This window comes from Burkholderia latens, assembly GCF_902499045.1.
Lineage (GTDB): Bacteria > Pseudomonadota > Gammaproteobacteria > Burkholderiales > Burkholderiaceae > Burkholderia > Burkholderia latens.
The window spans coordinates 235,999-257,371 of record NZ_CABVPL010000002.1; the positions used below are offsets into that span (position 1 = coordinate 235,999).

Annotated in this window: 25 protein-coding genes; 1 reads left to right on the forward strand and 24 read right to left on the reverse strand. The window is 62.1% G+C overall.

Going from position 1 to position 21,373, the window contains the following annotated elements; genetic code table 11:
- Positions 1–279: 279 nt before the first annotated feature.
- The 14 genes from BSE24067_RS02305 to flgB all read right to left on the reverse strand — a co-directional run bounded on the left by BSE24067_RS02305 (position 280) and on the right by flgB (position 12,641).
- Entirely contained in the window at positions 280–825 is a 546-nt protein-coding gene (locus BSE24067_RS02305) for a hypothetical protein (RefSeq protein WP_151063587.1), read from the reverse strand.
- Positions 826–836: 11 nt separating this feature from the next.
- Entirely contained in the window at positions 837–1,352 is a 516-nt protein-coding gene (locus BSE24067_RS02310) for a CS1 type fimbrial major subunit (protein WP_174904682.1), read from the reverse strand.
- Positions 1,353–2,404: 1,052 nt separating this feature from the next.
- Positions 2,405–3,484, reverse strand: coding sequence for a hypothetical protein (locus BSE24067_RS02315; protein WP_151064896.1), 1,080 nt, complete (start codon positions 3,482–3,484; stop codon positions 2,405–2,407).
- Between the two features lie 10 nt (positions 3,485–3,494).
- Positions 3,495–4,409, reverse strand: a complete 915-nt coding sequence (gene flgL, locus BSE24067_RS02320; RefSeq protein WP_151064901.1) for a flagellar hook-associated protein FlgL — start codon at positions 4,407–4,409, stop codon at positions 3,495–3,497.
- A gap of 418 nt (positions 4,410–4,827) precedes the next feature.
- Positions 4,828–6,168 (reverse strand): flagellar hook-associated protein FlgK, encoded by a 1,341-nt coding sequence (flgK, locus tag BSE24067_RS02325; protein ID WP_151064895.1) that lies wholly within the window; start codon positions 6,166–6,168, stop codon positions 4,828–4,830.
- Positions 6,169–6,214: 46 nt separating this feature from the next.
- The gene (locus BSE24067_RS02330) at positions 6,215–6,547 is read right to left on the reverse strand and encodes a flagellar biosynthesis protein FlgJ (protein ID WP_151064894.1); all 333 of its coding nucleotides are present in this window, start codon (positions 6,545–6,547) and stop codon (positions 6,215–6,217) included.
- Between the two features lie 14 nt (positions 6,548–6,561).
- Entirely contained in the window at positions 6,562–7,686 is a 1,125-nt protein-coding gene (locus BSE24067_RS02335) for a flagellar basal body P-ring protein FlgI (RefSeq protein WP_151064893.1), read from the reverse strand.
- Between the two features lie 59 nt (positions 7,687–7,745).
- Positions 7,746–8,411: a flagellar basal body L-ring protein FlgH gene (gene flgH, locus BSE24067_RS02340; RefSeq protein ID WP_151064892.1), complete on the reverse strand. Its 666-nt coding sequence runs from the start codon at positions 8,409–8,411 to the stop codon at positions 7,746–7,748.
- Complete coding sequence (gene flgG, locus BSE24067_RS02345) at positions 8,411–9,196, reverse strand: flagellar basal-body rod protein FlgG (RefSeq protein WP_170297475.1); 786 nt, start codon at positions 9,194–9,196, stop codon at positions 8,411–8,413. Before flgG ends, flgH begins: the two co-directional genes overlap by 1 nt.
- Positions 9,197–9,247: 51 nt before the next feature.
- Positions 9,248–9,973, reverse strand: a complete 726-nt coding sequence (locus tag BSE24067_RS02350; RefSeq protein WP_151064890.1) for a flagellar basal body rod protein FlgF — start codon at positions 9,971–9,973, stop codon at positions 9,248–9,250.
- Positions 9,974–9,977: 4 nt separating this feature from the next.
- Entirely contained in the window at positions 9,978–11,147 is a 1,170-nt protein-coding gene (locus tag BSE24067_RS02355) for a flagellar hook protein FlgE (RefSeq protein WP_151064889.1), read from the reverse strand.
- Positions 11,144–11,869, reverse strand: a complete 726-nt coding sequence (locus tag BSE24067_RS02360) for a flagellar hook capping FlgD N-terminal domain-containing protein (protein ID WP_151064900.1) — start codon at positions 11,867–11,869, stop codon at positions 11,144–11,146. The genes BSE24067_RS02355 and BSE24067_RS02360 overlap by 4 nt, the downstream gene beginning before the upstream one ends.
- Positions 11,870–11,874: 5 nt before the next feature.
- Positions 11,875–12,273 carry a flagellar basal body rod protein FlgC gene (gene flgC, locus BSE24067_RS02365; protein ID WP_012339176.1) on the reverse strand — a complete coding sequence of 133 codons (399 nt, stop codon included), beginning with the start codon at positions 12,271–12,273 and terminating at the stop codon, positions 11,875–11,877.
- A complete protein-coding gene (gene flgB / locus BSE24067_RS02370; RefSeq protein WP_151064888.1) occupies positions 12,273–12,641 on the reverse strand; it encodes a flagellar basal body rod protein FlgB in 369 nt (122 codons plus the stop codon). The genes flgC and flgB overlap by 1 nt, the downstream gene beginning before the upstream one ends.
- A gap of 238 nt (positions 12,642–12,879) precedes the next feature.
- Between flgB and flgA the strand changes: the two genes are divergently transcribed.
- Positions 12,880–13,596: a flagellar basal body P-ring formation chaperone FlgA gene (flgA, locus tag BSE24067_RS02375; RefSeq protein WP_170297474.1), complete on the forward strand. Its 717-nt coding sequence runs from the start codon at positions 12,880–12,882 to the stop codon at positions 13,594–13,596.
- A gap of 37 nt (positions 13,597–13,633) precedes the next feature.
- On the opposite strand, the gene BSE24067_RS02380 is transcribed toward flgA, so the two are convergent.
- The 10 genes from BSE24067_RS02380 to fliD all read right to left on the reverse strand — a co-directional run bounded on the left by BSE24067_RS02380 (position 13,634) and on the right by fliD (position 21,369).
- Entirely contained in the window at positions 13,634–14,395 is a 762-nt protein-coding gene (locus BSE24067_RS02380; protein WP_244130487.1) for a glucosaminidase domain-containing protein, read from the reverse strand.
- Positions 14,382–14,807: a hypothetical protein gene (locus BSE24067_RS02385; protein ID WP_151064886.1), complete on the reverse strand. Its 426-nt coding sequence runs from the start codon at positions 14,805–14,807 to the stop codon at positions 14,382–14,384. Before BSE24067_RS02385 ends, BSE24067_RS02380 begins: the two co-directional genes overlap by 14 nt.
- The gene (locus BSE24067_RS02390) at positions 14,804–15,091 is read right to left on the reverse strand and encodes a flagellar biosynthesis anti-sigma factor FlgM (protein ID WP_151064885.1); all 288 of its coding nucleotides are present in this window, start codon (positions 15,089–15,091) and stop codon (positions 14,804–14,806) included. Before BSE24067_RS02390 ends, BSE24067_RS02385 begins: the two co-directional genes overlap by 4 nt.
- A 78-nt stretch (positions 15,092–15,169) precedes the next feature.
- Complete coding sequence (locus tag BSE24067_RS02395) at positions 15,170–16,195, reverse strand: flagellar motor protein MotB (RefSeq protein ID WP_151064884.1); 1,026 nt, start codon at positions 16,193–16,195, stop codon at positions 15,170–15,172.
- Positions 16,192–17,064 carry a flagellar motor stator protein MotA gene (gene motA / locus BSE24067_RS02400; protein ID WP_151064883.1) on the reverse strand — a complete coding sequence of 291 codons (873 nt, stop codon included), beginning with the start codon at positions 17,062–17,064 and terminating at the stop codon, positions 16,192–16,194. Before motA ends, BSE24067_RS02395 begins: the two co-directional genes overlap by 4 nt.
- 55 nt (positions 17,065–17,119) lie before the next feature.
- Positions 17,120–17,848: a FliA/WhiG family RNA polymerase sigma factor gene (locus tag BSE24067_RS02405; RefSeq protein ID WP_151064882.1), complete on the reverse strand. Its 729-nt coding sequence runs from the start codon at positions 17,846–17,848 to the stop codon at positions 17,120–17,122.
- 271 nt (positions 17,849–18,119) lie between these two features.
- Complete coding sequence (locus BSE24067_RS02410; protein WP_151064881.1) at positions 18,120–19,319, reverse strand: flagellar hook-length control protein FliK; 1,200 nt, start codon at positions 19,317–19,319, stop codon at positions 18,120–18,122.
- Positions 19,316–19,615, reverse strand: a complete 300-nt coding sequence (locus tag BSE24067_RS02415; RefSeq protein WP_151064880.1) for a hypothetical protein — start codon at positions 19,613–19,615, stop codon at positions 19,316–19,318. Before BSE24067_RS02415 ends, BSE24067_RS02410 begins: the two co-directional genes overlap by 4 nt.
- A 6-nt stretch (positions 19,616–19,621) precedes the next feature.
- On the reverse strand, positions 19,622–20,011 hold the full coding sequence (gene fliS, locus BSE24067_RS02420) for a flagellar export chaperone FliS (RefSeq protein ID WP_151064879.1): 390 nt from the start codon (positions 20,009–20,011) through the stop codon (positions 19,622–19,624).
- Positions 20,008–21,369 (reverse strand): flagellar filament capping protein FliD, encoded by a 1,362-nt coding sequence (gene fliD, locus BSE24067_RS02425; RefSeq protein ID WP_151064878.1) that lies wholly within the window; start codon positions 21,367–21,369, stop codon positions 20,008–20,010. The genes fliS and fliD overlap by 4 nt, the downstream gene beginning before the upstream one ends.
- Positions 21,370–21,373: the final 4 nt, after the last annotated feature.

Consider the following 21,373-nt stretch of genomic DNA (forward strand, 5'->3'; position numbering starts at 1 on the left):
TCAGACAACTCTTATTTGCGCACCACCGATTAAGACAGCACTACTGATAGAGAGCATCGCGGCCGATCCTCGTGGATCTCGCGATGGCCGTCGACCAACGGCCATGCATATCGATTGACTGGACGGCGCACAGTTCTAACCTGACCTGCGGTTAGAGACGAGGTTAAAATTGATGCTTCGCGTCGTGCGCCCGCACGAACTGCGAAGGCGTCGGAAATTAACCTCGGCAACGAGCAAGATCTACACTAAATACCGAGGCACATCGCATATACAATACCCTTACCCATCGAGATCAGTCTCAAAAACCACAGACGCATCCCCTTTATGTGCGATGCCACTCTTCACAAGCCCGGCGTCGTTAGAGTAAACACTCAGAATCAATTTTATTTCAGCGCCTTTTGCGGCAAACTCTTTACTTGCGACCTCCATTTTCTCCTTATCTACCCAGAACCAACCCGTCTTGCCGGCAATGGCCATCTGTCGCTTTACGCTGATCTTCGAGGTTCCATCGTCGCTCAGGAGACTCCAGCTGCCTGTGGTAGTCGACTCCCCCCCCGAATTCAACGACAACTTCATATGAATAGCGCCATAGCTGCTTTTCACCTGGAATGGAAATTCTTTAAGCCGCGCCTCGCCATTCCACCCCTCCGGAATGTCAAACTTGGCCTCATCACCACTTGCCCAGCCGACTGGCGTTACTGTAAAAACGTCCTGCGGCGGGACTTTGCCCGCGAGCTGGACCTTGAGATCAATCGGGTCCGGATTTGCCGCATACGCCGACATTGCACATGCACTCGCGGCAATTGCCAAAATCAGCTTCTTCACCAGATCACTCCTTAGTCAATCTCAGACTCAAACATCAGCGGCACCGTGCCCTCATAGGTGCCCGCCAGCACATCGTTCTTGATCTTGTCGCTCGCCTCCCCGGGCGTAATCACCAGATCGAGCGACTTGCCCTGCGCCGCCTCGGCCTTCGTCACAACCTCCGCGGCGTCAGTGCCGACGTCCTTATCGCCGACCTTGGCACCCACCTCGAAGTAGGCCTCCGCGTCGCCCTTGAGGGCGAGGCGCGGCACCTCGGCGCTCGAGAACTTCACCTGCACGTTGCCCACCGTGCTTTTCGCATTTACCTTCAGCGTCAGTGGATCGAACTTTTTCTTTTCGGCGTTCCACGTGAGCTCCTGGGCCTTGGTACGGTCCCACCCACCCTCTTCCTTGACATCGAAGACGCTCACTGGCGGCACCTCGGCGCTCAGCTTGATCTCAAAGGACTTCTCCTTGACCTCTGCGTGCGCAGTACCACCGATTGCGACCGCGCCCAGCAGACACGCACGAATGATTGATTGATGCATACATACTCCAAGAATGATTAATAGGGGCCGCGCAATGGAGTGCGCCCTGCCAACCACATTTTCAGCCCCTGGTCAGACCGAACCAATCAGACAACTCTTATTTGCGCACCATCAATTAATAAAGGATCACTAATTGAGATCATCGGAGACGATCCCATCCCCCGCGACCATCGACTAACGGCTACGCATTACGATTGACGACCAGAACGTCGGGCGAGGGTTGCCGCCTGGGGTACCGTCGGACGCCTCGTGTCATCGAGACAAAAGATCAGTTCTACCGTTCAATGTGGCCGGCGTCCTTAGTGCATCGTCGCCGTTCGCGATGGCGGACGCGACGAGGGAGGCGCTCAACATCACAAACTCCGAGGTTCCGTACCCCAACCTCTCTGCGGCGCGCTCGACATGGTGATAGTCGCCGGGATGGACCTCCAAAACGACTACCTTGTTTTCGCATCGACTGTTATTCACCGAAGCCCTCTCCTTTCGTTTCCAGTGGCCAAGATTTGAACCCTGTCGGCGGAGTCCAATAAGGAATCTGATGGTACCGACAGTGGCAAGCCACATCGATCAGAAATGTCTCAAAAGAGCTTCGGGGTGGCCTCGGCGCAGGTTTCGAGCCTGCGGCGTTAGAGAATAGTCGGTAGGACGTGAGCAGCCCGGCGTGCGTGATTGATGAGCGCTGCACTGGTGCCGTGCCGCTCGGTTCCAACTTCTAGAACTGGGTGTGAGGAGCGCGTTGAGATTCGGGCCCCAATGTTGAATTATTCCAGGTAAAGCAGCGCGGAATCGTCATCGCGCTCTTCCAATCGTGCCGGGAACCCGCAGCGACGTGCGGGCAGCGATCGCCAACCGGAGTGCCGAGCAAGCGCTGCGCGGAATCGCAATCGGGAGGCGCAACTACTTGTTCGTCAGTTCAGACCCTGGCGTCGAACGCGGCAGCGATGGACAGTCTGATTGGCACTACGACATTGAGCCGCATCGATCCCGGAGCGTACTTCACCTACCTGCCTGCCCGCATCAGACCCATCCGGCCTTTCCTCGCCCCCACACCATCAATGCTCAAGTAATGCTTCGACTCTCCCGCGGCTCAGGCCAAACAACGTCGACGTGACGACGGACAGCACTTTGAAGTCTGCCGCCTCGGCAAGCGCATCCGATACCGACTGAATGTCCGTCGCCGCCTGCGCGACTGCGGGCCCGTACTTGTCGCCTTGCAGCGCTTGTCCCGCGGTATCGAGTTGGGCGCGCAGCGTGCGGTCCGCTTGCGTCAGCCCGTCGAGCGCGTGCACCACGTCGCGCAATGCCGCGCGCTGCGCCACGCGGTCGGTAACTCGCCAGCGCGCTGGATCGATGGCTTCCGGCACCGCGTCGACTTGCGCGCGGCTGGGACGGCCTCCAGGAAACCGCCTGCCCCCACCCTGCACCATCAGATGATCGCGCACGGTGGGCCAACGCGATTCTGCCACCGTGAAATCGATCTGGCCGTCCGCGGCCAGCGCCGCGCGAACGCCGGTGCAGGCCAGCGCACGGTCCAGCCCGCGCGCAAAGGCGGCTGCGTCGAGCGGCGCATCTCCAAAGCTGACCGACACCGGCTGCTTTCCCAAGCCGGCCGGGTGGAAAACCAGGGTTTCCGCACCGCCGCTTCGCCATTGCTCGACATCGAGCGCGCGCATGCGAAACGTACACACTGCATCGGCAGCCGGATGCACCACCAACTGCGCGTCCAGCACACCACCCGTCAGCACTGCGCGGTCGCGCCAGAGCGCGCCGAATTTCGCGATCAGCGCAGCAGCACCGTCGCGCCTGTGTTCCGCATCGCCCAAGACCGTGCTGATCGCCCTCTTCAACCCGTGCAACTGCCCAGCGGCCGTCTCGACGAACGCCAGCGCGCGCTGCGCGGCAGTCGCGTCGGCGTTCAGTTGTGCGTGGCGTGCGGTGAAGGCGACCGACGCGTCCGCGAAGCGCGGCGCCACGGCGGAAATTCCCGATGCCGGTAGGTGGGCGATCGGCGCCGCGGTAAGTGCGGCGACCTCCTTCGTACGAGCACGACGCTGCGCGCGGCTGGCCACATGCGCATCGGCACGCCGGGAAACCAGCTGACCGCGAACGGGTGTGGCAGATCCCATCTTCATGAGCGAGGCCTCAGATTGCGTCGAACAGCGACAACTGCGTCATGCGCGTATAAATCGCGTACGAACCTTTCACGGCTGCGACGTAGTTGTTCAACTGGTCGATCGCCTCGGCAAAGTCCAGTTCTCCTACCAGACTGACGGCTTGCCCGTTAGCGACTAGCTGCGCCGAATGATTCTCGCTCATCAGATCCAGCGTGTTCTGGGCACCACCCAGATCGGTAATCTTCACGCTGAGGGCATCGATACCGTTGCGCTTGACCGAGTCCAATGCCGCCGTCAAGACGTCTCGCACCGCCGGTGCGCTCGGATTGACTTCAGGATCCTCCATGGCCGCGATCGCTGCTTCCAGCTTGTTCATCACATCGGCCAGAGGCTCGACCGTGACGTTGGCGTGCTGCGTGACGCCGCGGCCGATCACCACTTGCTGCAGTTCACCATTGCCGGCGTACGAGTAGCGGCTGCCGACAGGCGCGGTCGCGTCATATGCGATCGGCGCCGTATTCGTTTGAGAACCGGAGAAAAGAAAGTTGCCGTCGCCATCCTTGGCGTTGGCGGCCTGCTTCAGGTTGTCGAGCCGCATGCGCAGCGGCGCGGCGAGCGCATTCAGATCAGCCGCGCTGCGGCTACCGTCGGCGGCGGACAGCAACGAATCCTGCACTAACATCACCGTGTCAAGCATGCCGTCGAGATGCACTTCGTTCTTTTGCAAGCGCACCGACAGGGTATCGATGTTGGTCTGATAACGCTGAAGCACCGAGGTGTCGCGCTCGATCAGCAGCAATCGCGCGGCCGCAATCGGGTCGTCCGATGCGCGCTGCACTCGCTGGCCCGTGGTTATCTTGGACGTGAGATCGGCGGCTTTGCTGTTCGACGCGCGTAGCGTCGCGAGCATCGTGTTGCCGAAGTGTTGGCTGGCGATACGCATGGTGCTCTGTACTGAACGCATCCCGACTGCAATGGCTTTCGTGTGGTCGTACCGAGGCTCGGCTGCCTGTCGATATCCGGCCTCCTTTTCAGACAGTCCACGCGCCACGGTTTCCCGACAGAATGCGCCGACTCGTGCCTGATTCTCCTGACGAACCCGAAACCCGTAGCGCCATTCAGATCGAGTGAATCCCGGTGCTACCTCGCCTTCAACCACATGCGATGACTTTGCAATCTTTCGACGTTCTCCCTGTGTTGAACGTTAATCTTCGACGCGCCGTGCTGCCGCTTACGCCGACGTCACGGTCACGCAGTCTTCCGGTATGGGCGACCATACGCCGTCATCTGAGAGAACGGCTTCCTGGCGTCCCGTCATGGCTCACACCGCCCGCAGGTGCGAACCATCCATACCATTCCTCTTAGAAAGCGCGCATCGTCGCGTCGAACAATTCCTTTGCGACGGAAATCACTTTCATGTTGGCCGAGTAAATCTGAAGGGCCTCGGAAAGATTGACGGCTTCCTCGTCCATGCTGACCCCGGACAGCGACTGCCACGCTTCTTCCGCTCGCTGGCGAACGTTCACGGCAATTGCCAAGCTCGACTGGTTCTGCTCGCTCTGCACACCGAGCTTCCCGACCAGCAGCACGTACGCGTCGCCCAACGAAGCCTCGCCGAAGCCCGGCAAATCGATACGTCGGGAGCGCAGTTCGATCAGCTTGAGAAGATTGTCGCTGTTGCCCGGGGTCTTTGGATCGCCCGAAAAGCCGAGTTCCTCGGGCTTCATCTCGTTAGCCGTCAGGTGGCCCGTTACCGGATTGAACGTGAACAGCGCCTTGCCCGGCGAACCTCCCATGCCGAAGCCTGCAGTGACCTGCGCGTTGAAGCTGCCCGCAAGCTCGCCCGCCAGCGAGCGGATCGCCTCCATCTGCGGCAGCAGCGTGTCCTTTGCAAACGACGACAAGCCGCCCAGCTCACCGCCGACCGTGGCGCCGTCCACCGGATACTGCGTGCCGGCCAGTTCCAGCTTGAGTTCGAACGTGCCGCCGGCCAGCGTTTCCACCCTCATCTTTGCGACCTGATGGCCCGCAATGAGCGGTGTACCGCCCGCAAGGCTCACGTCGACGGTGCCGTCGGGCTGACGAACAGTGCGGATATCGACCAGCGCCGACAACTGGTCGATGGCCTGGTCGCGCTGATCGATGAGCTCGGACGGTGCGCCACCGTTGGCTTCCGCGTCGGCGACGAGACGGTTCAACTCCGCGGCAGTTCGGGACAGACCGTTGATCTGCTCCACGGTGGCCGCGCTCTGCTGGCGCAGCGTATCGAGCTGGCCACGCATCATCTGCTGCACACTGTTGAAACTCTTCGCCATGCCGCCGGCAGCCAGCAGCACCTGCTGCCGCAGCGCAGAGTTGGCCACATCGGCACTGGCCGCGTCCAGCGCACCGAAAAACTTGCCCATCGAGACTTTGATGCTGCCGTCCTTGAGCCCCATCACTTCCTCGAGTTGACGGAAGTACGATTCCGCCGCCCGATGCTCGCCGACCGACCCGTGCGAGGCCCACTTCCGCTGCGTGTTGGTGTGATCGCCGAAACGGATCACCGAACTCGCATCGACACCGCCGCTCACGCGCGAGGTTCGCAGCACACCCTGGCGCGTGTAGCCCGCGGTCTGCTGGTTTGCCGTGTTGCGTGCCGACCTGTCCATCGCTGCTCGCGCCCCGAGCGCGCCTGACAAACCAATTTGGGTAATGTTCATACTGAGGTTCAAGTGCAAAAAGTGTGGCGATGAAAGTGTTAATGCGTCAGTCTGTCGACGACGTCGCGTCAGGCGGCAGCATCTGCGCGACCAGCGTGTCCGCGATGCCAAAGCCACGTTGCTTCGCGATAGCATCGGCCACCGCACGGTTCGCGTAGTCAAGCATTGCTTCGCTGGAACGATCGGTAAAGCCGTCGTCTCCCTTGAGCTGGTCGGTCGCCTTCTTCATTTCGCTCAACATCTGCGCGATGAAAAGGCCTTCGAACTTCACGGCTGCATCTTCCACGCGCGCGCGATAAGCTGGATCCGACGCCTTGACGGCCGTGGTCTCAATCGCAGCGTACTGTGCGTGTGGCAGGTATCCGGGTTCAAGCGTCATAATCGAATTCCTCGTCAGATCACCACCAGGTCGCCCGTCAGTGCGCCAGCTTCGGAAAGGGCTTGCAGGATCGCCATCAGGTCATCCGGCGTGGCGCCAGTGCGGGTGATCGTGTCGACGATCGCTTGCAGGCTAGCGCCCGATGTCCACTGAAACGCATTGCCGCCCGCCTGCGTCACCCCGATCTCACTCACGGGCGCCGCCACGGTGCTGCCGTTGGCGAATGCATTCGGCTGGCTGACCATCGTGCCTTCGGCGATCGTCACCTTCAGCGAGCCGTGCGAAACGACCGCCGGTTTGACCGTCACTCCCTGACTGATAACGACCGTACCGGTGCGCGAGTTAAAGACGACGCGCGGCACCTCTGCGCCCTTACTCACCTTCAACGCGTTCAGGCGGGCAACGAACGCCACGCGCTGGCTCGCCACCTGGGGGGCGACCACATCCACCGAGGTGGCGTCCACCGTGCTGGCGACTTCGCTGCCGAGTGCGTTGTTGATCACGTCGGCGATACTGGAGGCCGTCTGGAAATCCGGACGTTTCAGGTTCAAGCGTACGGTAGGCGTATCGGCGAAATCGGTGGCGATCTCCCGCTCGATCGTTGCACCCTTGGGAATCCGGCCCGTGGTGGGCGTATTGATGGTGACGCTGGTGCCGCTGCGTCCTTGCACATTCAGACCGGGAATCACCAGGTTGCCCTGCGCCAGCGCATAGACGTCGCCGTCCGCCGCACGCAAGGGCGTCATCAGCAGTGTTCCGCCGCGCAGGCTCTTCGCATCACCGAGCGATGAAACGGTCACGTCCACTTTCTGGCCGCGGCGATAGCCCGGCGGGAAAGTCGCGCTCACTATCACCGCGGCCGCGTTGCGCGAACGCAGGTTGATATTTTCCGGCAGTCGCGTGCCGAATTGCTTGAGCATATTCGTCAGCGATTGGGTGGTGTACTTGGCCTGCGTGCCGTCACCCGATCCGGCCAAGCCAACCACGATACCGTAGCCGACGAGCGCATTCTCACGCACGCCCTCTACGTCGACCAGGCTACCGACGGTCTGAGCGTGCGCTTCGATCGTACTGCTTAGCGCGATACCGATTGCGATAGCCAGGGCGGCGACACGGGTTGTTAGTCGGAATGGTTTCATCGTTTCATCCTGCGGTCGATCGGGCGTCGACCTGGTTCGGTTCGCTCGTCGTCGCCAACTCAGAACGGCATCCAGGGGCTGTTGAAGAATCGGGTCAACAAGCCGGGCTGGTTTGCGTCCGCCAGCGACCCGCGGCCCGCGTAGGTAATGCGCGCATTCGCCACGCGTTGAGATGACACACGATTGTTCGAATCGATGTCGGCAGCACGCACGTAACCCGCCAGACGCACGTTCTCTTCGCCCTGGTTCAGCACGAGGCGCTTCTCGCCCCGCACTTGCAGCAGGCCGTTGGGCATCACGCGCAGCACCACGACCGTCACCGACCCGCGCAGCGTGTTTTGCTGCGAGCTGGAACCCGCGCCGTTGAACCCGCTCTTCGTGCCGAGTTCGGCCTCGACCGGCAGTGCCTTGCCGAATAGTGACGGCTTCTTGGCGCTAAGACTGCTGTCCTTGCCAACCTGCGTGCCGCTCTTCTTGCTCGCCTGGGTCGACTCTTCGAGATCCACCGTCAACACGTCGCCGGCGCGGAAAGCGCGCACGTCCGACGTCAGCGACCACGCCTGATCGGGAACCAGCACGCCGCCCGCCGTGCCTCGACGGACATCGAAAACGGTATCGGGCATGCTGTCGTCGAAGTCCGGCAGCGAACGATCGAACGGCCCGGTCGCACAACCGCCCAGCAAGGCCAGCACACCGCCCATGGCAACGAAGCGGGTAAGCGTCATCAGCGCGCAGCCTGCGACAGGTACTGCATCATGTTGTCGGCAGCCGACAGCACCTTGGTGTTCATCTCGTACGTGCGTTGGGCAGCGATCATCTCGACCATTTCTTCCACGGCCAATACGTTGGAGCCCTCGAGCGCACCCTGCTTGATCGTTCCGATACCATTCTGACCGGGCTCACTTTCGGTGGGCGCGCCGCTGGCAACGGTTTCTGCATACAGGTTGCCGCCCAATGCGAGCAGGCCAGCCGGATTCACGAATTGAGCAAGCTGAAGCTGGCCGACTTCGGCCAGCGTCTTGCCTGCGCCCGTCGAAACCGACACAGTCCCGTTCTCGCTGATGGTGATACCCACCGCCTCAGGTGGAATGTCGATACCCGGCATGAGCGGCAGGCCCTGTGCATTGGTCAGGCGGCCCTGGTCGTTCAGGCGCAACTGGCCGGCGCGCGTGTAGCCCACCTCGCCGTTCGGCATTTCCACCTGCAAAAAGCCATTGCCGACAATAGCCACGTCCAGCGGCTGGCCGGTCTCCTGAAGCGCGCCGGTGGTGAACACCTTTTGCGTGCCGGCAATCCGCGTGCCGTTGCCGAGTTGCACACCCGGCCCCGTTGCGTTGTCCGATACCTGCGCGCCGGGCTGGCGCTCCGCACGGTAGAACATGTCTTCGAAAACGGCACGATCGCGTTTGAAGCCGACGGTGTTGACGTTCGCAAGGTTGTTGGCAATCGCCTGCAGCTTCGCGTCCTGGGCCTGGATGCCCGTCTTGCTGATCCACATTGCGTGATTCATCGTCGCTCTTGAGTGTTGGTTGATTCGTTTGGCGTCGGTCCACCCGACCGCTTACCCACGGATGAGCCGGTTGCCGGCATCGGCCATTTCATCGGCCACCTTGTATAGCTTCATCTGCATCTCGAAAGAGCGCGTGAGCGACATCGTCTGCATCATTTCCTCGACGGCCGACACGTTGCTGGCTTCCAGATGGCCGCCCTTGACGGTCACGCTGTCGTCGGCCGGATAGTCGGTACCGGTGCGCGAAACGATGAGGCCCTGCGGGTTCTTCACCAGGTCGGTCGGCTCCGGGTTCACCAGCAGCAGGCGACCCGCGTCCTGCACACCCTTCTCGCCCGCCGTCACTACGGAAATCGTGCCGTCCGCGCCGATCGTCAACGCATCGTGCTCGGGCAGCACGATCGGACCGCCCTCTCCCAATACGGCGTTACCGTTCAGGGTCAGCGCGCCGTCGCCGTCGAGCGTGAGCGCGCCAGCTCGCGTGTATGCGACGCCCTGCGGGGTTTCCACCGCAAGATAGCCGGCTCCGTCGATGGCCACGTCCAGCGTGCGGCCCGTTTCGCTGATCTTGCCCGGTTCGTGATTCACATGCGTCGACGTGAGCGTTGCGTGGTAACGCGAGTCGTAGCCATAACCCCTGGCTGCCTCACTTGTCACGCTGGCCAGATCGGCGCGAAAGCCGCTGGTCTGCGCGTTGGCAAGGTTGTTGGCTCGCACGTTGAGCGCGCGCAGCGAATGCTCGGCGCCCGTCATCGCGGTGTAGAGGAAATTGTCCATCGCGTTACAGCGCCTGCATCAACGCGCGCATCATTTCGTTTTCGGTCGACAGCACCTTCGAGTTGGCCTGGTAGTTCTGCTGCGCGCCCATCAGGCTCACGAGCTCCGCGGTCATGTCCACGTTCGACTGCTCGACTGCGCGCACGGCAAGCTTGCCGGCCATGCCGGTGCCCGGCTTGCCGACCAGCGGTTCACCGGTAGCGGAGCTGGCCTGCCAGCCGGAACCCTCCACCGGCACCAGGCCGTTTTCGTTCTGGAACGTCGCGATGGCCAATTGGCCGGCCGACAGCTTCTTGCCGTTGCTGTACTGCACCTCGATCGAGCCGTCCTCAGCCAGCGACACCCCGGTCACGGTGCCGGCCTTGTAGCCGTCCACCCGGCTCTTGTCGGTCGTCTGTTTGCCGCCAAACATCGTCGTGCCGGCGTAGCTGACTGCGATCGACATCGGTGCGGCGTCGGTCGGCGTGCCGAGGTCAAGCTCAACGGTGGCGGTCGGCGTGACCAGCTTGCCGGCGTTGTCGAAGCTCAGCTCGACGGGGCTGCCGACAGCCTGGCCGTCCATCGCGTAATAGACCTGCATCTTGTTGCCCGCATCCTTCACGAAATACTGGGTGACGGTGTGCTCGCGGCCGAGAGAATCCGTCACGGTGGCGGCCGATATGCCGTTGTACGACTTCGGATCATCCTTGTTGAATGGCGAAACCGTCGGCTTGGTCCAGTCGGCCGACATATTGCCGACGTATTCCAGCGAACTGCTCGCCTGTGCGGGAATCGCGCCCGTCGGAATCGTCAGGCTGCCCAATGCGCCGTCCGCGCCATACCCCTGCACGATGCGGCTCATGAAATCGGTCACGTTGCCGTTCTTGTCGATGTTGAACACACCGGCGCGCGAATACACCATCGAGCCGTCGGTGTCGCGAGAGATGAAGAACCCCTTGCCTGCGATCGCGGCGTCCATGCCGCGGCCCGTCGCGGAAAAATTTCCGGTGACGTCCATCGACTGCGAGGTCGAACCGATCGATACGCCCGACGGCATCGCATTGATGTAACTCGACGCGAAGTTGGCGCGGCCCGATTTGAAGCCGAGCGTGCCACTGTTGGCGATGTTGTTGCTGATCTGGTTGAGCTGCCCGTTGATGGCGTTGATGCCGGCGAGCGCGATGTTGAAACTCATGACTGGAACCTCTTTGAAATGGGGAGACTCTGGGGAGACGCGGTTTCCGAGGACATACGTTGTTGATTCGAGCGGCCGAGAAAGCGAGTGATGTCCGTGGCCGCCGCATCACCAATGCCCGCGATCGTCAAGATCACGCGACCATCCGTTCCGAGACGCACGCTTTGCAGATTGCCATCGAGCTCGACGGGGGGCTTCTCGCCGGAGTCGGCGACCACACGGAGCATGTAATTGCCGGGGGGCAGACCGTGCTCCGCGGGGTCGATCTTGAAGCCGACGTCGCCCGCCTGTTTTGCGCCGAGCGAAACCCTGTACTCGGTGCCGCTCCGATCGGTCAGGATCACGCCGACCTCCGACGCCGATGATTCGAGCCTGAAGCCTCCTTCGACCACCGCATCGCCCAACTCGACCTTTTCCGATCGCACGCGCACTTGTGATCCGACTTGTGACCCGAGCGTCACCACCAGCATGCTTTCCTGCGTCCGGGCGTTGGCGGCGCCAAGGTTGGCAAGCGTTTGCATGGCTTCCACCTGGCTCATTTGCGCGAACTGCGTCACGAACTGGTTGGCTTCCATCGGCGCCAGCGGATCTTGATTCTTGACCTGCGCGACCAACAGCCGGGTGAACATGGCGGACACATCGCCTCCGCCATTGCCGGCCGTCGGCGTGGCGACCGAACCGGCGGTGCCAGTGAGGTTGTTGACATTGTTCCGGATATCCACCGCGCTCAACCCTCACCCATGCGCAGCAGGTCCTGCTGCATACCCTTGATGCGCGTGAGCACCTCGACGTTCGTCGAAAAAGCGCGTGATGCGGCCATCATGTCGGCCATTTCCTCGACGGCGCTGACGTTCGAGTAAAACACCATGCCGTTTTCATCCGCCAGCGGATGGCCCGGCTCATGTCGAGCAGCGAGCGCATCGTCGGTGGCAATCACATCCAGCACCTGCACGCGCGCACCACCATTCTGGAACACCGACGCAAATACCGGTTTGCGTGCGCGGTACGCGGTTTCCTCGGTGCCGGACGTACCTGCATTGGCAAGGTTGCTGGCGATGGTGTTGAGTCGCACGGTTTGCGCGGACAACGCCGAACCCGCGATCTGCGAAATGTCCTTGAAGCTCATCAGATGTTCCCCGTGATGGCGGATTTCAGACCCTTGATTTTCATGTTGACGAATGTCAGGCTTGCCTGGAAATCTGCCGCGTTTTGTGAAAACGCCGCCTGCTCGACACCCAGTTCGACGGTGTTGCCATCTTGCGAGGGACTGCTGGGCACGCGATACATCGGTTCATCGCCACCGAATCGCAGCGCGGCATCGAAGGCATCGTTGGCGAGCACGTAGCCGAGGCTCGCACGGAAGTCCAGATCGCGCGCCTGGTAGCCCGGCGTCGATTCGTTGGCCAAGTTCGATGCAAGGAGCCTGGTGCGTTCGGCACGCACTTTGAGTGCGGCCGAATGTACGCCGAGTGCTTGTTCGAGATTCAATCCCATAGTGGCGGCTTGCCTCCGGAAAGTGCCACGCGGTCGTTACCGGGCAGCGGTTGAGTCATAGACCGGGTGGAGGTTACGGGCCAGCGAACGTTGCCGCGAAGAGGTTTTACAGAACTTGAACACGGCGCTCGAGCGTTCGCTACAGCCGCGCCGCGCCCTATAATCGAGCGACATTCAGTTCAAGAAAAAGGATGCGATGCCTCCGACACACTCCCGCAATCGACCGCACGAGCATGTGGTGCTGGCAGCAGTAATCGCAGCGTTGGCGATGCCGCTTGCAGCCTTTGCGCAGGCACCCGCCCCCGCCACGGCGCATCCAGGCGATCCGGCCGTCCCGCAGGTCGAGAAAGCGGCTCTGACGTGGCTCGCGCGCTATGTTGCCGATCGCGCGCTGGCCAAACCCGATGCTTCAGTCGCGGTGTCGTCCCCGCGTCGGCCCGCCCCGACGTGCAGCGAGCCCTACGAAATCGCCGCGACGGACACCAAGACGCTGACCCGCATGCGTTTTTCAGTGCGCTGCAAGGGTGAACCGCGCGCCACGACCTATCTGGTGAAGGCTCACATCGACACGCCCGTGCTGGTAGCGGCAACAGCGTTGCGCTCCGGGCACACGCTCAACGAAGCGGATTTCAAGCAGGATGTCCGCGACTTTGCGCTCACCCCCGATGCGCTGACCGATCCCACCCTCGCTGTTGGGCGCATGCTGCGCCGCACGGTAAAGGCCGGCCAGGTGATCCAGGCGCGGCTACTCGACCGCGCGGAAACCATCCGCCGCGGCCAGGCGGTCCAAATCGAGGCGAATACCGGGCCGATACACGTATCCGTGCCGGGCACGGCCATGCAGAATGGCGCGATCGACGAGGTTATCCGCGTGAAAAACGCGAGTACTGGCAAAGTGATCTTCGCGCGGGTGACGGGTGCCGACACCGTCGAGCCGGTTGGCGTTACGAAGTAGCGGTAAAGCGGCTGCCGGCACGCGGCCGCGACGAACGTCAGCGAACCATCCGCTTGACCAGCCCTACCATGTCCACGAGCTTGGCCGCGTACGCAGGATCGGTCGCGTAACCACCGCGCTCGAGTGCGCTGGCGAATGCGCTGGCGTCGTCGCCTACGTTGCGCACGCCGGCATAGCGGGGCGAATCGCGCAGCAGCTTCGCGTAATCGTGAAACGCACCGCCATAGCTCCGGTACGCGCGGAAGTGGTCGACGATCTTAACGGCCGAACCATTCACATATTCGGTGGTGACGGCAGCAGCCGACTCGCCCGCCCATCCGCCAGTCGATTTGATACCGAACAGGTTATGCGTGGTCTCGCCGCGTACGTTCTTCAGCGGTTTGCTGCCCCAGCCGGATTCAAGCGCCGCGTGCGCGGCAATCAGTTCCGGTGCCGCGCCGATCATCGCGCCCGCACGACGAGCGTGCGGCATGATCTCGGCCAGAAAGGCCCGCTGATCTGAATCGGCGAAGTTCGGCCCCGTCGCAGGAGCGCCGTTTCCCACGACACCCTGCTGCGGCTTCGCGAGCGCTTCCGCGCGGGCTCGCATCACATTGGTCCACGTTGCCGTCTGCGACGAAAGCTGAGGCTCGGTCGAGCGGCCGAAGCCGTTGCGGATAGTGCCGTGGATATCGCGATTCAGCGACGCGTACAACGAACCAAAGCCCATCGCCATCTCGCTTGCGGGCGCAACGGGAGAGGGCTCGCGGGCAATCGGACCCGCCGCGGCGGGCACGAATGCGACGTCAGGTCGGAACATAGATGTGGCTTTCCCCGTACATCAGGCGCTGCATCACCTCGTACTGCGCGACCAAGAGGCCGCTGTTGCGCCGAGTGAGGGCTTGGCATCGCGCTGCAAGCAGTTTCACTTCCTCACATCGCTCGACGAACGATGCCCGTTGCATTGCGTGCCTGTCGTCGCCCAACAGACGCCGGCCAAGCGCGACCACCGCACCCCGAGCGTGACCGAGCCGCTCGATGCGGTGGCGACGCCGCATGTCGATCGCATCGGTCTCGGCCGCGATCACACCTGCAAGTACGCCAAGCCTCACGGTATCGAGTTGCAGCGCCGCTGCAAACTGATCTTCCAGCAGTTGCACAAGCCTGCGGTAGCCGACGCAGTCGGCGATAACATCCACGAGCAGTTGCTGAAGGGAACCCGCTCCCGTCATTCACCACCTCCGTGATAACGTTGAATCGTGCCCGCCAGCTTGCAGGCATCGAACCGAATTTTGCCGGCAGCCAGCTCGGCCTGAACGCGAGCCACGCGAACCATGTCGATTTCCGGCGCCTCGTCCAGCGCGGCGCGGGCTGCATCCAGCGCCAGGCGATCACGGGTCTTTTCGTGCACCACCTCAGTAGACGGCACAGTACGGTTGTGGCGCGCGCCCTCGGAACGCTGTACGCCTTCCGCTCCATTGACTGCGGCGTGTGCCGCCAGATTAGCAATTCGCATGATGTCACCCTAAGGCCCGCGGCCCTCAAAATTGTTACCCGTTCTCACTCCTTCAGAACGAGCAAGCGGATCGATCTGTTAAGTCCTTTTTTTGTCGAGCTCGACACCGACCTCCGCACCGACGCGGCCCGCGTCAGGATCGCCGGCCGACGTGGCGTTAATGCCCGGCGTCAGCGGCACTACCTGGCCGGTGGGGCCGAACATGGCGCAGATAGCACGGGCGCGTTCCGGCGTCAGCACCAGAAATTCAATGCGCCGATTGATTGCGGCGCGGGGATTGCTCACCAGCGGCGCCCGGTCGGCCATGCCGATCACTTGCATCACTTGCCCGGAGTTCACGCCACCTTGCAACAGCCACGACCGGGCGGACATCGCGCGATCCACCGACAGATCCCAGTTCGAACGCGCGCCAGAGTCCGAGTTGCGATAGGGCACCGAGTCAGTGTGCCCCATTACGAACAGTGGATTGCCGATCGAGCCCATGAGCGCGCCCAGCTTGATCAGCATCGGTCGAAACGGCTCGGATGGTACCGCGCCACCGCTGACGAACACGCCACGCTCTTCGGTATCGTGCAGCATGACCCGCAGGCCCATTGGCGTAACGATCGCTTGAACGTTGTCGAGCACTCCCGCGTCCTTGCCGAGCTTGCGCACACGCTCGGCAAGCGCGTCCATCGCCTCGCGGCTGTCCGCCATCGGCTGGCCGCGCTTTACGTCGCCAGCCTCCTCGCCCGCCATGCGCGACGCCGAGGCGTCCTGCAACGCGTGAGTATTCAGCCCCAACGGCGGGCCGGCCGACATGTCCGTGTCGTCGTCGTATAGTGCACTGTCGACCATCGCGTCCATTTTGCGGCGCGTCTCCTCGTCGCGCGCACTGAGCGCCCACAACAACATGAACACACACAGCAGTGCGAGGCAGAAATCGGCGAACGCAACTTTCCAGCCACCGTCGTGATCGTCGTCGTGATCGCGCCGCGGCGAGCGTTTGACGATCAAGTCCACCGGGGCCGCGCGGCGCTCGCCTCGCTTGCCAGGATTGGCCGCCGCGGGCGCGACGGGTGCTTCTTCGGTTGTGACGCTTTCGTGAGTACTATCAAAGCTCATTCACGCCCCGCGTCCAATTGTCCGATCCAGCCCTCGAGCTGCGCGAAGCTTGGCTTGCAGGCCGGTTGCATCATGCGACGGCCTGCATCGATCGCCAGCAGCGGTGGCTTGCCGCCAGCAAAGGCCACCAGTATCACTTTCATGCATTCCATTTCCGACATCTCGGCCTTCATCGCCTGCTTGATCAGGTTCGACACCGGATCCAAAACGCCATAACAGAAGAAAATGCCGATAAGCGTGCCAATCATGGCGGCTGCGACGTTCTCGGCCAGCTCGGCCGCGCTGGCGCCGTCTCCCAGTCTGCCCATCGCAATCACCACGCCCAATACCGCAGCCACAATGCCAAAGCCGGGCATGGCTTCCGAAATCTTCTTGATCGAGCGCGATGGCAGCTCAATGTTTTCTTGAATGGCAACCAGCTCCTGCTCGAGCACGCTTTCCAGCTCGTGGGAACTGATCTTGCCCATCGCCATCAAGCGAAGGTTGTCGACAATGAAGGTAAGCAGCTCGGGGCCCTGCAGCACCAGCGGGTAGCGCTGGAACAACCGGCTTTCGTGCGGGTTCTCAACGTGGTTGTCGAGCGCCTTGAGGTCTCTGCCAATGTTCAAGAGCTCATACATCAGCAGCAGTTGCTGGCGTTGGAGCTCCTTGTTGGCCGTGCGCTTGCGCCTGCCCATCACCTTACGCAATTGCTTGCCCATGTCGACGAGCACGTGGCGCGAATTACCGAGGACCAGCGCACCAATGGCCGAGCCGACGACGATCAGCAATTCGACAGGCTGCCAGAGCTTGCGGAAGTCGCCGCCCATGAATATGAAGCCGCCGAATACGCAGCCAAGCACGATCAAAATTCCAAATATCTGTTGCATGTTTCCTTCCCGACCTGGGCGCCGTCCGACGGGAGCGGCGCAATATTCTTCAATGTCAATGCTGAGCGAGGCGCTTGCGCATCTTGACCAGAGCGCTCTTGTTGATCTGACAGACTCGAGCCCGCGTCAGGCCCAGCACCGCCCCGATCTCCGCTTGACTCAGATCGAATTCGTAATAGAGCTGGATGATCTGCTGCTCGCGCGCATCGAGCACGCCGAGCGCCTGTTCAAGCGAGTGGCGCAGCATGGCGCGGTGTTCAATGCCATCGCTGCCGCCGCACTCGTACCGTTCCGCGTCCTCTTCCAGCAACGCGTCAAAACTGACGAACTCTTGTGCGCAGTCGTCCAGTTGCAACTGCTCGTATTCGTCGTCGCCGATTTCCAGCGCGTTGCACACTTCTTCTTTCGTAGGATCGCGGCGCAGTTCCCGGCGCAGTGCTCGCTCGGTGCTGCGCAGACGGTGAGCACCCTGGCGTGCCGAGCGCGGACGCCAGTCCTGGCGGCGCAGTTCGTCCAGAATCGCGCCCCGCACGCGAAATAGAGCGAAATGCTCGAATTCGTCATCGGGCTCACCGTAGCGACGCAGCGCTTCGAGCAGGCCCATCAGCCCGAGTTGCTCGAGGTCGCAGGCCTCCATCGCCCCACCCGCCTGCGACGCGAGCTTGCGCACGATGCGCTTCACCAGCGGCGCATACTGCGCCATCCAGCGCGCCTCATCAGCGGGGGACAACGTCTGGTTCTCGCGCTGTACACTTTGGTATTCGGTGTAGATCGTTGCAGTCATCGTATTCGGTCCATCATGGCCTTCGTTACCGTCACGTTACGAGAGCGTGCGATTGGTGCCGCAGCAAAATGTTCGTATTCCAAATTGAGCAATGCTGCTGATTCGGGCTGTTCAATGCACCGCACATCGGCCAGCGTGCGCGGCCGGTACGCTTCGGGCCATCTCGCTCAGCGCCGGCGGCCGTTCGCGCAACTCGTTCCGTTAGCCGAAAGCAGCAGATCCGGCATCAGATTGCACGGCGCGTGTCGCCCTTGTTGCCGTGCATTCCGGTTCATGTCGTCGCGCTCTTCACGTACGCCAGTTCGCACGCCGCCAATTCGAATGACGAATCGCCGCCGGCGGAGGCCAATCCGCCACCAGGCCCTCGCGTGGGCGCGTCATCGCGTGGGTGGTGCTCACGGCCGCCCGAGCCGCTCGCGTCCCCATGGCCTTGCCGACCTGCCGAGACCTGCACGGTCACGTCGCCACCGTGTCGCGCGCAGAGATCCTGGCGCAAACTTTCTCCGATCGCCTGCAACTGGAAAACGACCTCGGGGTGAGTGGCTGACAAGTGAACTGCCATGCCGTTGGCGTTCTGGCGCAATTCGATGCGTATCGATCCGTTCGAACCCGGTTCGAGTCGGATCACGGCTTGGCGCATGCCCTGAGCCATCTGTACGCTCAGGCGCTCTCCCAGCGCATCGATCAGCTTCTGCTGACGCGCGGTCGGCACGCCCGTTGCCGTTGCAGGTATCACTACCTGTGCCGTTTCCGGCACCCTTGCCGCGTCCGTCAACAGTTCCGCTTGTGTTGCGCCCGTGCCTACCTCGCTGTGGGGCACGACGGCAGATGGCCCGGTCGGCGCGGTTGCGTCACCGAATGCCAGCGGGCCGAAGATCTGCGAGACGTGCGTCGTCGCGACATTCATGCCTCGGTTCAACAGCGCCCCAGGTACCGCACTCGACCGATGGTTGAACAGGCGCGCGGCCAGCATGGGCGCCACCGGTTCGTTCGCATCAATTAGCGGCAAAACCCCTTGCTCGATCGCGCCGCGCCGGTACAAGTCCACTGGTTGCGCGGTCCTGTGCGTATGTGCCGGCAACGAAGCGATGGTGGGAAGGCGCGGCATTGCTTCGATGGCGACCGGTGTGTCGCTTGTCGTCCGGCCCGGTGAGACCGTGTCGACTGCACGTGCTTCCGGCGCCTGCATAAGGCCCGGTGCGGCCACCGCGCCGTCCTGCGACGACGGCATGTCGATAGCCGGAGGTTCGGCTTCAGGTGCTCGCGCCAGTGTCGGCCGCGGGTCCAGCACCGGCACCGGATCCGCCGCGGCTTCCGGGCTGTCGTCCAATTCGGAGCCCTCCACCAGCAAGGACTCGAAATCATCGGTTGATACGGGTCGCTGCACGCTGAGCCTTGCAGCCAGCACGGCGCTGCCGTCGGTAGCTGCTGCCGGTGCAAGGTCGGCCACTGCCGATAGACCGGTCATCATTGCTGGCTCCCTTGAACGGCATAGGCCTGCCAGGCTTCGCGGCGATCATTGAGATCGTTCATCGCCTCGATCAGCCGTTCGGATTCAATTTCCAATAACGAAATAGCGACGCGGTGCGCAATCGTCAGAAGTCTCAGTGCTTCCAGTTCGGCAGCGGTCAACGCCGTTCCGGTTGCCATGTTGCTCACGATATCGTGTACTTCGACGCTCAAGCACACCAGCGCGTCGAAATCGCACTTCGCAATCGCTTGTCGTACGCGCATTGCAAGTCGTAGCACATAGTCGCTCTGGTCCATGGTCTATCATCCGAATCGTTGATCGACGCCTTCCCACGCCGCGCGCAGCGTGCGGATCAGCGTCGAGACTTCATCGATGAGGAGCGGATCCAGAGTGAGTCCAGCTTCATTCAAGCGTACCGTGCAGTACTCGTATAGCCGAGCAAGGTTGACGACGACCTCGTTGCCGGCGTCGAAATCGAGTGCACTGGCCAAACCATGCAGCATCCCGATGCACTTGTTCAGGCTGTTTCCCTTCTCTTCGTAGCGTTCGGCCTCGATATGGGCGCGCGCGCGCGCCATCTCGTCGAGCAGGCCATCCATCAGCACAATCACCAACCGCACCGGCGAAGCGCTTGCCGCCTGACTCGCCAGGTTCGTCGTCTGGTAATTGCCATAACCATTTCGGGTCATCATTTCTTGTTTCCGCCAAGGAGGTCGTCGAGCAACTGCTTCGTGTATTCCATCCGCTTCTGCAGCTCCGCCACGCGCGTGAACTGGGTCAGATATCGGCCATAGACCTGACGGTATTGCACTTCGAGCGAGCGCTCCTTTTTCTTTAACGATTGCTCAATAAGCTCAGCGGAATCCTGACGGCGCTTGACCTGACCGTCGACGGACGAGGTCCATGTCTTCAGGTAGGCGTCCATGCGCGCGACGATGCCCTTCTCGGAATCGGCGAACAGCGCGTCGAGGCCGTTGGGGTTCTTGGCCAGCGCGGCGTTCAGCTTGCCCGTATCGAGCGACAGTTTGCCGGTACGGTCCGCCGAGATGCCGTAGTCCAACATCCGTTTCTCGCCCACTGTGGCGCGCAACAGCGCGTTCATCCGCTGTTGGAGGTTGCGCACACCGGCATCGCCGACGAACGGCCCGGCGCTGGACGGATCGTCAGGGTTGACCTTCGTCAACTCGGCCAGTACGCCCGTTGCTTTGTTATATGCATCGACAAACGCCTGCACGGTGTCGGCCGTGCCGCCTTGGTCGAGCTCGATATCGAGCAACAACGGGGCGTCACCTTCGACCATCGACTGCTTGAACGTGACGGACACGCCGTGAACGCCGGTGAAAGTGTTGCTGGACTGCTTGATCTCGACCCCGCTCTCCCCGCCAAGCCTGAATATGGCGTCTCGTGCCATCGACAGTTCGTCTGGCGCACCCGACAGCACAGCAGACAGCGCTGCATCGCGGATGCCGCTGGTGTCGAGCGAAATGGCACCGGCCTCGCCGGTCCCGCCTGAGGTCAGCACGAGACGCTGCTCGCCTTCGATCGTGACGATCGACGCAGACACCTTGCCCTTGTTGTCGACGGCCTGGTTGATCGCGCGAGCCAGTTCGGCCGGCGACACGTTGCCGTTCGCGTCGGCATTGGCCGCCGATAGATCTACCCTGAACGATTCGCCGTTCGCGAGTGCGATCCCGAGTGTGCCCGCGTCCTTGGCGCCGTATGACGAGAGGCCCTTGAAGGCCACCTGATGCGCCGACGCGAGTTGCTTGACGAAGAACGCGTAACGACCGGGCTGTGCACCGGCCGCCGCTGTGGCTTCGCCCAGCGCCTGGTTCGACAGCGAAGCCTTTTGTTTGACGATGCCACCGACACCGGACAAGCCCTTCAACGCGGTCTGAAACGAAATCAACGCGCCTTGTAACCGGGTGAGCCCGGCCTGGGCAACCGCGTTGCCCGCTTTCTGGCTTTTCAGGCGCTGAACTGCATTCTGCATGTACTTTTCGGTAAGCTCCTTGGCGCTTACCACCGGGTCTCCAATATTGCCGAACATGGCG